Origin of the sequence: Thiothrix nivea DSM 5205 (genome assembly GCF_000260135.1) — a bacterium.
GTDB classification, from domain to species: Bacteria; Pseudomonadota; Gammaproteobacteria; order Thiotrichales; family Thiotrichaceae; genus Thiothrix; species Thiothrix nivea.
The window spans coordinates 885,574-898,335 of record NZ_JH651384.1 but is presented as its reverse complement, the minus strand read 5'-3'; the positions used below and the strand labels follow the sequence as shown (position 1 = coordinate 898,335).

At 55.0% G+C, this 12,762-nt stretch carries 14 protein-coding genes; 8 read left to right on the top strand and 6 right to left on the bottom strand.

The window, feature by feature from the left end; genetic code table 11:
- The first annotated feature begins 135 nt into the window (after positions 1–135).
- On the top strand, positions 136–1,632 hold the full coding sequence (gene tnpC / locus THINI_RS04685; RefSeq protein ID WP_002707503.1) for an IS66 family transposase: 1,497 nt from the start codon (positions 136–138) through the stop codon (positions 1,630–1,632).
- A 90-nt stretch (positions 1,633–1,722) separates the two neighbouring features.
- On the opposite strand, the gene THINI_RS04680 is transcribed toward tnpC, so the two are convergent.
- From THINI_RS04680 to rep, 6 genes are all read right to left on the bottom strand, one after another.
- The gene (locus THINI_RS04680; RefSeq protein WP_040839102.1) at positions 1,723–2,226 is read right to left on the bottom strand and encodes a TM2 domain-containing protein; all 504 of its coding nucleotides are present in this window, start codon (positions 2,224–2,226) and stop codon (positions 1,723–1,725) included.
- 141 nt (positions 2,227–2,367) lie between these two features.
- Positions 2,368–3,048, bottom strand: a complete 681-nt coding sequence (locus tag THINI_RS04675; RefSeq protein WP_002707501.1) for a hypothetical protein — start codon at positions 3,046–3,048, stop codon at positions 2,368–2,370.
- Between the two features lie 241 nt (positions 3,049–3,289).
- Positions 3,290–3,580 (bottom strand): BrnA antitoxin family protein, encoded by a 291-nt coding sequence (locus tag THINI_RS04670; RefSeq protein ID WP_002707500.1) that lies wholly within the window; start codon positions 3,578–3,580, stop codon positions 3,290–3,292.
- Positions 3,555–3,833, bottom strand: a complete 279-nt coding sequence (locus THINI_RS04665; protein WP_002707499.1) for a BrnT family toxin — start codon at positions 3,831–3,833, stop codon at positions 3,555–3,557. Before THINI_RS04665 ends, THINI_RS04670 begins: the two co-directional genes overlap by 26 nt.
- Positions 3,834–3,862: 29 nt before the next feature.
- On the bottom strand, positions 3,863–5,089 hold the full coding sequence (locus THINI_RS04660) for a tyrosine-type recombinase/integrase (protein ID WP_002707498.1): 1,227 nt from the start codon (positions 5,087–5,089) through the stop codon (positions 3,863–3,865).
- Positions 5,090–5,365: 276 nt separating this feature from the next.
- A complete protein-coding gene (rep, locus tag THINI_RS04650) occupies positions 5,366–7,363 on the bottom strand; it encodes a DNA helicase Rep (protein ID WP_002707497.1) in 1,998 nt (665 codons plus the stop codon).
- A gap of 33 nt (positions 7,364–7,396) precedes the next feature.
- Between rep and THINI_RS04645 the strand changes: the two genes are divergently transcribed.
- From THINI_RS04645 to ribD, 7 genes are all read left to right on the top strand, one after another.
- A complete protein-coding gene (locus THINI_RS04645) occupies positions 7,397–7,750 on the top strand; it encodes a thioredoxin family protein (protein WP_002707496.1) in 354 nt (117 codons plus the stop codon).
- Entirely contained in the window at positions 7,747–8,313 is a 567-nt protein-coding gene (ampD, locus tag THINI_RS04640) for a 1,6-anhydro-N-acetylmuramyl-L-alanine amidase AmpD (RefSeq protein ID WP_002707495.1), read from the top strand. Before THINI_RS04645 ends, ampD begins: the two co-directional genes overlap by 4 nt.
- Positions 8,310–8,885 (top strand): histidine phosphatase family protein, encoded by a 576-nt coding sequence (locus tag THINI_RS04635; RefSeq protein ID WP_002707494.1) that lies wholly within the window; start codon positions 8,310–8,312, stop codon positions 8,883–8,885. The genes ampD and THINI_RS04635 overlap by 4 nt, the downstream gene beginning before the upstream one ends.
- Before the next feature lie 185 nt (positions 8,886–9,070).
- Positions 9,071–9,691, top strand: a complete 621-nt coding sequence (locus THINI_RS04630; RefSeq protein ID WP_245536576.1) for an META domain-containing protein — start codon at positions 9,071–9,073, stop codon at positions 9,689–9,691.
- Positions 9,692–9,845: 154 nt separating this feature from the next.
- Positions 9,846–11,123 carry a serine hydroxymethyltransferase gene (glyA, locus tag THINI_RS04625; protein WP_002707492.1) on the top strand — a complete coding sequence of 426 codons (1,278 nt, stop codon included), beginning with the start codon at positions 9,846–9,848 and terminating at the stop codon, positions 11,121–11,123.
- Between the two features lie 4 nt (positions 11,124–11,127).
- A complete protein-coding gene (gene nrdR / locus THINI_RS04620; protein ID WP_002707491.1) occupies positions 11,128–11,640 on the top strand; it encodes a transcriptional regulator NrdR in 513 nt (170 codons plus the stop codon).
- Positions 11,637–12,752 (top strand): bifunctional diaminohydroxyphosphoribosylaminopyrimidine deaminase/5-amino-6-(5-phosphoribosylamino)uracil reductase RibD, encoded by a 1,116-nt coding sequence (ribD, locus tag THINI_RS04615; protein WP_002707490.1) that lies wholly within the window; start codon positions 11,637–11,639, stop codon positions 12,750–12,752. The genes nrdR and ribD overlap by 4 nt, the downstream gene beginning before the upstream one ends.
- The last annotated feature ends 10 nt before the right edge of the window (positions 12,753–12,762 follow it).

The following is a 12,762-nucleotide window of genomic DNA, read 5'->3' as shown; positions in this document are numbered from 1 at the left end:
GACCTAATTCGCCTCATTTGTTGGTCGGATGTCAGCATTCACCTACCTGCTTACGTAAGCGTTCACGCCCTCTGATAGGCATTGCAGCGATTTTATAGTAAATTCACCCCATCCCAATAACGAGCCATTATCCCCTTGCCAGCCCTAGCCCACCCACTGCCGACCACCCTTGATGAAGCACATCAGCTGATCGTGCGCCAACAGGAACGGATAGCCGGGTTGGAGAAGCAAGCGGCACGGGTAGTGGTGTTGGAACAGCAAGTCGAAACGCTGCAAAAACAGCTCGAAGAACTGGTGGCCAAACTGGGCAGCAGTTCCCGCAACAGCTCCAAACCGCCGTCCTCAGACAGCCCGGAACAACGGGCAGCCCGTCCAAAACGCAAGGGGAGTGGCCGCCCGCATGGCGGGCAACCCGGCCATCCACGCCACGAACGGGCGTTATATCCCCCCGAACAAGTGACCCGCACTGAACAGTATTTCCCGGAAAGCACCTGCGCCTGTGGTGGGGCAGTGGCGGTTGACTGGGAAAACCCTTACCGCCATCAGGTCACGGACATCGCCCCTCCGCCGCCACCCGAGGTGACGGAGCACCAGTTTTACCACGGTGTCTGCCAATCCTGCGGCAACCAACACCACAGCCAGTGGCCGGACTGGGTCCCCAGCGGGCAAATGGGTGCGGGTGTGATTGCCTGGATTGTGGTGCTGGCCGGACAGTTTCGCCTGTCGATGCGCCAAACCCAGCTCCTGTTGTGGGAAGTCTGGCAGGTGCGCTTCAGCACCGGGGCGATCAGCAAAGCGCAAGGCAAATCCATCCCGTGGATGGGGCCGCTGTACCGTCAGGTCGGTGAGCATGTGCGTGGGCAGGCGGTCTGCCATGCCGATGAAACCCGCCATTACCGTGGCACGAACACCTACTGGTTATGGGCATTGGCGGACAACACCGTCACGTACTTCATGACCCATTACTCACGCGGCAAGGCTGCCGCCGATGCCTTGTTGGGCAGTTTTACCGGTTATCTGGTGACAGACCACTTCAGCGGTTACGGCAATGTCCCGCCCGAACGGCGGCAACTGTGCTGGGCACACCTGATCCGGCACTTCCGCAAGATGGCCGGGCGTTGTGGCGGAGGGGGAATGGTTGGCAAACGCCTGCTGCTGATTGCCTGCGCCACCGTCCGCACCCATCACCGCTGGCAACAGCACCCCGAAGGGGCGGCACGCTACCGGCGGCGGATACTGCGCCTGCGCCGCAGCTTCCAGGCCACCCTCAGCCTGGGCGAAGCATTGGATAACTGCAAACGCACCCGCAACCAATGCAAACATCTCCGTAAAGATGAGGCCATGTGCTGGACTTTCCTCAAGGATACACGCATTCCCCTCACCAATAACCGCGCTGAACGGGTGATCCGCCCCTACGTGCAATGGCGTAAGACCAGTTTTGCCAGCCAGTCGGCACAAGGGGACAGGTTCCGGCCAACCGTGCTGACCGTGTTGGGGACTGCCCGGCAATTGGGGATGGATATGGCAACCCTGATGCGCTATGTGTGCTCCCAAGGCTTGGCTCATAAGCCGGTCGCCGTGCGCTTCCCCTTGGGGCAGGTCTGTACCCGCAAACCGCTACAAATGGCGTGAACGCTTACCCTGCTTACTTGGTTCAGCTCTTGATAGTTGAGATTGTGTTCTGTAAAACCGTGATGGGTTCAGACTGGCAATGCAGTAAAACTAACCTCCTGCCAGCATATTGCCAATTAATTTCTTGTTATAACGACTGGCAGACAGAAAGCCATCCGCAATAAGCGCTAAAGCTACCGGGATTATAAGAACCCCGAGGCTAAAAATGATTAGGGCAATAACAAAGAAAAATGTAACCACGCCAGTTATCCACTGGCCACTATAAATATAGCCAGCACCAGGGAGAAAAAGATTTAACAAGGCAGCGACAATGCCGGATTTCTTGCGTGACTCGTACAGCAATAATAATTTGGCATCACTGAAGCCTTCGTTTTTGTTTTCGGTGGAAGGTGTATTTACATCTTTGATATGACTGCTATTTCTGGAGGGTGTAAGCGTATCTTCCATTGGTGTTCCTCCCGCAAGGTCATACGAAACATCTGGCGCTTTAAACCAACGTTCTCCTTGAGGGGTTTGGGCTTTGATGTTTCCATTGGAGCTGACAGCAACCACGGGGACAATTAATTTGCTTGATTTAATCAGGACTTTTTGCATGTTTTTCAACCTATTCATTGTTGTTGTATTACGGGTGGCGATTTTTTCAGAATGTTGAAATATAAGTATGTTTGTGAACCGTGGCAAAAAAATTAGATAAGCGAAACATGCTTTTGTCAAGCTGTTGCAACTATTTGATTATCAAGGTGGCGAATGCTTTTCATTAGCCTCCTCCAGGTATTTTTTTACCGTCTCGCCATCAATCTTAAAGCCTTGTTGGTCACATGCAACCGCAATACTGCCTTTGTTTCCTCCTGTTGCAGTGTTGCGTTCGCCAGGTTTGTAGTTGTATTTGTCTATTGCCATGGCACGAATAAGCGCTAACATATTGTTGTGCTTCCTTGCCTGCTGGCTGGTGAGCTTCTCGCTGGCGTCGCTTTTTTCTGCTTTCCCAATGGGAAATTCAGGCGGCAATTCCCAGCCTACTTCACCTAGTATCGGGCTTACCCATGCTGCAAACTGCCCAGCAGTTATTTCGGCATCATAGTAAATGTACCCATCCTTGCAGGCTTCCGGGCTGTAGTGGGGGTGTGATTCGTCGCATCTTTCAGGCTCAACAAATTTTCGTGAAGCCAAGTACGCAATAAACCCAAACTTCTCGGCAAGTTGGCTGCTTTTGGTTGCCAGCTTATCCCGAATGCAAGGCCACCAATCATGAAAACATGGGGCTTCGCAGTAGAACAGGCCGGAAGCAGGGTTAAGCCCGAAGGTTAGCAGCAATACTTCCCTAAGCTGGATATTTTCAATAAATCGCCATTTGCGCCAATCTGCCTTGTGGTCTTCCAGGCCAGCTTCAACCAGTAACTTTTCCCATTGGGACATGAAACACCCCCTTTCAGGTGCAACCTTTCAAAATAGGAACCAGCATCAGGCAGTGAAAGGATTCTGCTTTTCGGGTGGCCTACCCTAGATGCCGGTTGGAAACTTCCCGCACTCTAACCAATTGTTAAATATCAGTTTTTCAGGTGCTTGCGGGAAATTGCGGGAAGTGTTCCCGCATCATAAATCCTTTATTAATCAATATCTTATCGTTGATTTTCGGCGTTTGCGGGAAATGCGGGAACTATGCCGCCCTGCGATGTTCCGCGATGTAAGCTTTCAGCACTTCATCAAGCCGGGTTTGCCAGCCTTCGCCGCTATCCCTGAAATACTCCACCACATCGGATGATAGCCGGATGGTAATGCGTTCCTTGGTGGGTGCTTTCTGCTTGCCACGCCTTGGCACGATTTTGGCCAGTTCCGGCAACACGTCAGCCAGTGGGCTGAATGCCGCCATATCTGCCGCTGTCAGTTCGCGTACTTCGCCGCCTTCGTCGGTCAAGGGCTTTTCAACATGGGTGGTATTGCCGTTCATAATTCCGCCTTTCTGGTTTGGTTGCCTTCCTGAAACTGATAACCCTGATGCCGTCCTTTATCGGGGTAAAACACGCGACATGCAAAGCACCATTCAGGCAGGCCAGCATGATGTAACGCCGTTCCGGGTAGTCGTGCCGGGTATCCTCCCGAATCAGTGCCGTATCCCAGTCAACATGCTCCACAAGGTCAAAGGGCAAATCCCTGTGTGCAATGTTCCAGGCGTTCTTCTTCGGGTCATAGTCTATTTTCATGTTTCACCCTGATTGTATGCACAATTTAATTAACCTGCAATCTTGAAAGGAACCACGTTGCCGCCAGTATGCCCGTTCAGGATCGCATCCAGTTTCCGCCCCCACGCTTCCAGGGCTTGGCGTTTCTCTGCCATGTAGTCGTAACGGTCATACACGCCCCCAATGGTGCGGTCTTTGTGGTTGGCAACCTTGTCTTGCACCAGCCGGTTGAAGCCCATCGCCCCCAGCCCGGTCAGGCAGGTGCGGCGCAAGTCGTGCGGGGTGGCGGGCTTGTCCGGCCAGTCCATGCGTTTCATTGCCCGTGGCATAATGGTTCCCGCCATGACTTCGCCTTTCAGGTTTGGGAACAGTACCCCATTGCGGGCATGTGGCCGTGCCTGCCCAATGATTTCCAGCGCCATGGGTGACAGTGGCACGGAATGCGCAAGCCCGTTCTTGGTGTCTTCCATGCGCCATACGTCGCCCTGTAACTGGCTTTCGTGCATGGCGGCAACTTCCCCCGGCCTTTGCCCGGTAATCAGCACCATGCGGATGGCCAGCGCCGTGGATGGTTCCAATTGTGTCTTGTCACCCGTCTGTTCCCAGAGGAAGCGTATCTCTGCATCGTTCAGGGTGCGTTCCACGCTGGTTTCCTTGGTGCGTTTGATGCCTGCCGCCGGATTGGCTGTGATATGCCCGCGCTCTATGGCGTAGTTGAAGAACTTGGATAGCAGGCTGATAAGCCGGTTACGCGCCACCATCGCCCCGGCTTCCTGCTTTTTGTCCAGCAGTGCCACGACATGCCCGCGCCCCACCTTGTCCAGTGGCAGGCTGCCAAGGATCGGGACAACATCACGGGCAAGGTATCGCCGGTCGGTTTCCCAGCTTTTCTTTCTGGCCTTGGCGTACAGGTTTATGTAGGTGTCCGCAAACTGTTCAATGGTCGGCATGGTTGCCACCTTGTGCGCTTTCAGGTTGCGTTCAATGGCTGGGTCTATGCCGTCTTGTGCTTGTGCTTTTTGTTCCGCCACCAATGCCCGTGCTTTGGAGAGCGCCCCCGCTATTTCGCGTTCCGTGCTTTTGGCAGTTAGTTCCGGCAAGCCCAGGGTGTAGAGCCGTTCTTTTCCTTTCAGCCAATAACGATGAATGAATGCCTTCCGCCCCGTTGGGTAGACACGCAAGTAAAGCCCCTTGCATTCGGTATCCTTGAACATGGTTTGAGCCTTGTCGGTAGACGCCGCCTTTATGCCCTTGTGGTTCGTGAACGTGTTCGCCATTGGCTACTTCCTTACGGTACGGTTTCCGGTACGGTTTTGATGCCGGAAACCACTGTATCAATCTGGAAGAAAATGGGCAAGCTGACTATATAACCATTGATTTATAAAAGGATTTTCGGTGATTTTTGGATGCCATAAAGTAGGATGTGAGATGACTGTTAATCATTGGGTCGGCGGTTCGAGTCCGTCTCGGGGAGCCAATGAATTCAAAGGGTTGCGTGATTTCAGTCTGCAACCCTTTTTCATTTCTGCCTGTTTTTCTGTTGTGGTGATGGTTTAATCACCCAGCAAACCTTTCAGATTCGAGATGTAGGCGCGGGCTGTTTCCTGCCGCTCTTCATCCGACACTACCTTCTTGTTGTCCCACTCCAGATGTTCCGGAGGCAATTCTTCGAGAAAACGGCTGGGTTCGACAGTGGAAGATTCCCCGTAACGTGAGCGTACCTTGGCATAGCTGATGACGAGGTTTTTCTGCGCACGGGTAATGCCAACGTAAGCCAGCCGCCGTTCCTCCTGGATGCCGTGTTCGTCGATACTGTTGGCGTGGGGTAGCAGTTCTTCCTCCATGCCGACCAGGAACACGTTGGGGAATTCCAGCCCTTTGGCCGCGTGCAGGGTCATCAGGGCAACGGCATCCTGTTCCTTTTCCTCGCTGTTGCGTTCCAGCATGTCGACTAGGCTCATGTGGGCGATAATATCGCTCAATGTTTCCTTACCCGCGCCGTCGTCGTGCAGTTTGCGTACCCATTCGACGACTTCCCACACGTTTTTGCTGCGGGCTTCGGCCTGTTTGGGGGTGTTGCAGGTGTTTTTTAGCCAGTCTTCGTAGCCGATGTCGGTGATGACCTGACGGGCGATTTTGGTGGGGTCAGCGCCTTCGGCGGAGCGTACCATTTCGTGTAGCCAGAAGCTGAAAGTTTCCACCCGTTGCTGGGCTTTGGCGGAAACGCGCTGGGCGAAACCGAGTTCCTGCGCGGCGGCGAACAGGCTGGCGTGACGCTCGTGGGCGTATTCGCCGAGCTTTTCCAGCGTGGAGGTGCCTATCTCGCGTTTGGGGGTGTTGATGATGCGCAGGAAGGCGGCATCGTCATCCGGGTTGGCGATCAGGCGCAGGTAGGCGAGGATGTCCTTGACTTCGGAGCGCTCGAAAAACGACGTGCCGCCAGTGAGCTTGTAGGGAATGTTGTTTTCGCGCAGGGCTTTTTCAAACAGGCGGCTCTGGTGGTTGCTGCGGTAGAGGATGGCGAAATCCTTGTAGGCAGTACGGTCGCGGAAATGTTTCTTGATGATTTCGCCGACGACTTTTTCGGCCTCGTTATCCGGGGTGCGGCAGGGCATGATGCGGATCGGGTCGCCTTCGCCGAGCGTACTCCACAGGTTTTTGGAAAACAGGTGCGGGTTGTTGCCGATCAGGGCATTGGCGCTGTTGAGGATGCGGCTGGTGGAGCGGTAGTTCTGTTCCAGCATGACGACTTTCAGCATGGGATAGTCGCGTTGGAGCTGGATAATGTTTTCCGGGCGTGCGCCGCGCCAGGCATAGATGGACTGGTCATCGTCGCCTACGGCGGTGAGTGCGCCGCGCATTCCGGCAAGCAGGCGGATCAGTTTGTACTGGCAGGCATTGGTGTCCTGATATTCGTCGACCAGCAGGTAGCGCAACTTGTTTTGCCAGTGTTGCAGGGCATCGGGATGCTGCTCAAACAGTTTTACCGGTAGCACGATCAGGTCGTCAAAATCAACCGCGTTGTAGGCTTTGATTTGCCGCTGGTATTTTTCGTAAAGGATGGCGGCGAGTTTTTCGTCGGTGGTGTTGGCTTGCAGCGCGGCTTCCTCGGGGGAAATGAAGTCGTTTTTCCATCGGGAAATGATCCAGCGCAGGCCGTCGGCTTCCTCCACTTCTTCCTTGTGTGCCAGTTCTTTCAGGATCGCTCCGCTGTCCTGCGCGTCGAGGATGCTGAAATTGCTCTTGTAGCCCAGCCGCTTGGCTTCGCGCTTGATGATATTGAGGCCGAGGGTGTGGAAAGTGGAAACGGTCAGGCCGCGAGCCTCTTCCTTGCTCAGCAGTTTGCTGGCGCGTTCGCGCATTTCGCGGGCGGCTTTGTTGGTGAAGGTGATCGCGGCAATCTGGTCGGCGGAATGCACGCCCTTGCGGATCATCCAGGCGATTTTCTGGGTGATGACACGGGTTTTGCCGCTGCCAGCGCCCGCCAGCACCAGTAATGGTGTGCCGAGGTGGGTGACAGCTTCCTGTTGTTGGGGATTCAGACCTTGCATGGGTAGTTCATCTAAGCTGGAAGGCCGCCTATAATGCCCGCCATGACAAAAATCGCAAGACTTGACGACCTCAATTTCCATCATGTGCTGACGGAAACGCCGGGCGCGGCACTGGTGTTTTTCACTGCGCCCAACTGTGGCGCGTGCCGCAGCCTCAAGCAGGCTTTGGGAAAATTTTTGCGGGAATACGAACCGCTGCCAGTTTTTGAGGTGGATGCTGTCCATAACGGCGGGTTGGTTAACGCGTTGGAAGTTTTTCATCTGCCCGCCATGTTCCTGTATGTGGATGGCAACTATCACCGTGAGTTGCAATGCGTACCTTTACCGGAGAGGATTGATGCCGCTATCCGGCAAGCAAAGAACCTACCATCCGAGGAGGAGCCATGAATATTGATGCCGAAACTGGTCTGCTCGACGTGGCGCGGCAGTGCCCTTCGCCCAATCACGACGACCGCCCGGAAGGTTGCGCGCCCGACCTTATCGTGCTGCATAATATCAGTTTGCCACCCTATCAGTTCGGTGGGCCGTGGATCGACCACCTGTTCACCAACCGGCTGGATGCGGATGCCCACCCTTTTTTTAGGGAAATCTGCCACTTGCGGGTAGCCAGCCATCTGTTGATCAGGCGAAATGGCGAGCTTGTCCAGTATGTGCCCTTCCACAAGCGCGCCTTCCATGCTGGTGTGTCAAACTATGCGGGTAGAAATAATTGTAATGACTTCTCAATCGGTATCGAAATGGAGGGTTCCGATTTCGAGCCATTTACGGAAGCACAATACCAGCAACTGCAAACCCTGCTGCCAGCACTGGTCGCTGCTTACCCCTCATTGGCTTTGGAACATGTGACCGGGCATGAACACATTGCCCCCGGGCGCAAGACAGACCCCGGCCCTTTTTTCGACTGGAAACGCTTGAGTGATGCTTTTGGTGTGGAGTTGCCTGCCTTATGACCAGAATTGATTTTCTCCGTCACGGTGAACCGGAAGGTGGTAACCGCTACCGGGGCAGTGGCACTGATGACCCACTCAGCGCAGCAGGCTGGCAGCAGATGTGGGCGGCACTGGAAGGTAAAGCGGGTTGGGATGCCGTGGTTTCTTCCCCGATGCTACGCTGCCGGGCGTTTGCCGAAGCCTTGGCCGGTAGCCGTAGCCTGCCGCTGGAAATAATCCACGATTTGCGGGAAGCAGGTTATGGTGTGTGGGAAGGCCGCGCTCCAGCTGAAATCAGCGCAACGGAACCGGAAGCTTACCGGGCTTTGTACTCTGACCCGCTGCATTGCCGCCCGCAAGGGGCCGAACCACTGAAGACGTTCACCAGCAGGGTTACCCAGGCGTGGTGGCAAGTTATGGAAAAATATGCCGGCCAGCATGTCCTGCTGGTTTCCCATGCCGGGACGATGCGGGCAATCCTGAATCATGTGCTGGATGCCCCCATCACCAGCCAACAACGGTTCAGCTTGTCTTATGCGGCATTTTTCTCCCTTCAACAGGATATGCAGAAGGGCATACAGGTATTGCTCTGACATGTTGTATAAAACCAACAATCAGGGTCAGAAAATATTCGATATGGTGAAAGACGAACATTATTTCTATACTTTACGGACGTGACATGTAAACCACAACCCGCAGAAACCCAACGTAGCGTGCGTTAGATTCTGCCAATCAGCCCCATACAATCACTGCCAACTATCGAGGGAACCCAATGAAAATGAATCACACTAGCTCAGGTTTGTTTGTCCATGCGCGCCGGGCGCTGCTCATGCTGCCCCTGGTTTTGCTCAGTACCCAAGTGCTTGCGGAAACGTCAGCTACTCCCCCCCCTGCCGCTAATAGTGCTGGCGTTACAGCACTGCCAGAGGGAGCTTGCCCTCTCAATAGTGGCGGCCCCTCCTTGCTGGGCACGCGCTGGCGTTTGCTCTCCGTTTACGGTAACCAGGTTCCGCAGGAGCTTGAAATCACCATGTTAGTCGGGGAAAACGACCTCAATGGGTTCGGCGGATGCAATCAGTATGACGCCAATTTCCAGCGGGTTGGCCATACTGGCTTCAAGATCAACAAGATAGCCAAGGGTCAGGATGGATGTCCCGTCCTGCGCCCTGCGCCTGGGATGCCAACGATCAATGTCGGCGACTGGGAAGGCAGTTACATCCGTACTTTGCAACGTGCGGGCAGCGTTGAACAGGTCGGTAATACCCTGCATTTCTACAACCGTAGCGGCGAGCCATCCGTCATTTTTGCTAAAAAATATGGCAGCAGTCCTGAGGCAGAGCCTGCTTTGCCACCTGCGGGCAGTACACCTGAATCCGGCGCTTCCGGCAACGCGCAGTAAACTGCCGGGCGGGGCTGATCCTGCCCGGCTCAGCACCATGCCAGCATTACCAAATCGTGTTGTTATATCAGCCGCAATACACCATATGTTGAGGTGAAAAAGGGTGGTATGATACAACGCTTTTTTAGCTTCCAATGCGCAGGAGAAATGCGGCATGTTTTCCAGCCAGATGAAAATTGCAGGTTATGACGATGAATTGTGGGATGCTATCCAGCATGAGGTACGTCGCCAGGAAGAACACATTGAACTGATTGCTTCCGAAAACTACGCCAGCCCACGGGTGATGGAAGCACAAGGTTCAGTATTGACCAACAAGTACGCTGAAGGCTACCCCTCCAAACGTTATTATGGCGGCTGCGAATACGTCGACAAGGCTGAGCAGCTAGCCATTGACCGTGTGAAGGAGCTATTCGGCGCGGATTACGCCAATGTGCAGCCGCACTCCGGTTCCCAGGCTAACGCTGCCGTTTATATGGCCTTGCTGAACCCGGGCGATACTGTGCTGGGCATGAGTCTTGCCCACGGCGGTCATCTGACCCATGGCGCAAAAGTCAATTTCTCCGGTAAAATCTACAATGCTGTCCAGTATGGCATCACGGATGAAGGTTACATCGACTATGCAGAAGTCGAGCGTTTGGCGGTTGAACACCAGCCCAAAATGATCGTGGCAGGTTTTTCTGCCTATTCCCGGATCATTGACTGGAACAAGTTCCGCGAAATCGCCGACAAGGTGGGTGCATACCTGATGGTCGACATGGCGCATGTCGCTGGCCTGATTGCAGCCGCTGTTTACCCAAGCCCGGTACAGATTGCGGATGTCACCACCTCCACTACCCACAAGACCCTGCGTGGCCCGCGTGGTGGCATCATCCTTGCCAAATCCAACCCTGATCTGGAAAAGAAATTTAACTCGCTGGTATTCCCCGGTATCCAGGGTGGCCCGCTGATGCATGTCATTGCTGCCAAGGCTGTTGCCTTCAAGGAAGCGCTGGAACCTGAATTCAAGACTTACCAGCAGCAGGTTGCCAAAAATGCCAAAGTCATGGCAGACACCCTGATTGCCCGTGGTTACAAAATTGTTTCCGGTGGTACGGATAACCACCTGATGCTGGTCGACCTGATTGCCAAGGGCATCACCGGTAAGGCGGCGGATGCGGCGCTAGGCGCGGCCAATATCACGGTCAACAAGAACTCCGTGCCAAATGACCCGCAATCCCCATTCGTCACCAGCGGTATCCGCGTTGGTACGCCAGCCATCACCACCCGTGGTTTCAAGGAAGCCGAGTGCGAACACTTGGCAAACTGGATGGCGGATGTGCTGGACAATATCGAAGACGTTGCCACCATTGGGCGCGTAAAAGGCCAGGTGCTGGACATTTGCGCCCGTTTCCCGGTTTACGTCTCCACCTCATTCGGCGACCACCCGGCCTGAGCTGATGCGCTGCCCCTTTTGCGGAACGGATGATACGCGGGTCGTGGATTCACGGCTCGCCAACGAAGGCGATCAGGTACGCCGTCGCCGCCGTTGTTTGGCCTGTGATGAGCGTTTCACCACTTACGAAGTGGCAGAACTCACTATGCCGCGCGTCATCAAGTCCAATGCTGCGCGTGAGCCATTCAACGACGAAAAGTTGCGTGGTGGTATCATGCGTGCGCTGGAAAAACGCCCGGTTTCGATCGAAAATATTGAGGCAGCACTTAATCATATCCGTAAAGAAATCCTCATCAGCGGCGAACGCGAAATCGCCTCCTCCATCATCGGCGAACTGGTGATGAATGCGCTGCGCCAACTGGATGAAGTGGCCTACGTGCGTTTCGCCTCTGTCTACCGGCGTTTCAACGACATCGAAGAGTTCCGTAGCATGATTGAGCGGCTGGAAAATGACCCCGGCCCCGAGCAGCGCAAACGGCAAATCGACCTGCTGCCATCCACTCCTGGCAAGTCATGAGCGATTCCGGGTTTTCTGCTGACGATCACCGCTGCATGGCGAGGGCGCTGCAACTGGCGCGGCGCGGCCTTTACACTACCCACCCCAATCCCCGCGTAGGCTGCGTTATCGTGCGCAATGTCCAGATTGTCGGCGAAGGCTGGCACGAACGGGCGGGGGAACCGCACGCCGAAGTCCACGCCCTGCGCAGGGCGGGTGAAGCTGCCCATGGCGCAACCGCTTACGTCACGCTGGAACCCTGTTCCCACCATGGTCGAACCCCGCCTTGCGCCAATGCGCTGGTACAAGCCGGAGTAAAACGGGTAGTCACTGCCATGGTCGACCCCAACCCACTGGTGGCCGGTAACGGCCTGAAGCTGTTGCAGGTAGCCGGTATCGAAACTGCATCCGGCCTGTTGGAAAGCGAAGCCCGCGCCCTCAACCCCGGATTCATTTCCAGAATGGAACGTAACCGCCCCTACATCCGCTTGAAAATGGCCATGAGCCTGGACGGGCGCACCGCCATGGAATCCGGCGAAAGTGTGTGGGTTACTGGCGATGCAGCCCGCCGTGACGTGCAATTTCTACGCGCGCAGGCGGGTGCAATCCTCACTGGTATCGGTACTGTTTTGGCGGATGATCCCTCACTGAATGTGCGTCTGACAGCCGAAGCACTGGGAATTCAAGGAGAAGTTCGTCAGCCGATCAGGGTAGTTCTGGATTCAGAACTGCGTTTCCCCCCGGATGCAAGGCTGCTTAACATCCCCGGTGAAACCCTCATTTACACCTGTAGCGCGAACGACGATAAAATTGCCCAACTGGAACAAGTTGGCGCAAAAGTCCGTCGGTTTGATGCCAAAAAGCTCCATCTGTCCGAAGTGATGACCGCGCTGGTCGAGGATGGCATCACCGAAGTCCATGTAGAAGCAGGCGCAACCCTCGCCGGTGCTTTGGTAGAACAAGGGTTTGCCGACGAACTGGTCATCTACATGGCTCCCCACCTAATGGGTTCCAGCGCCCGCGCCCTGTTCAACCTGCCGCATATTGCCCACATGCAGGATCGGCTTGCCCTTACCATTCGGGATATTCGCGCAATAGGGCAGGATTGGCGTATTATTGCCAGCCTGAGCTGAAAGAGAACAA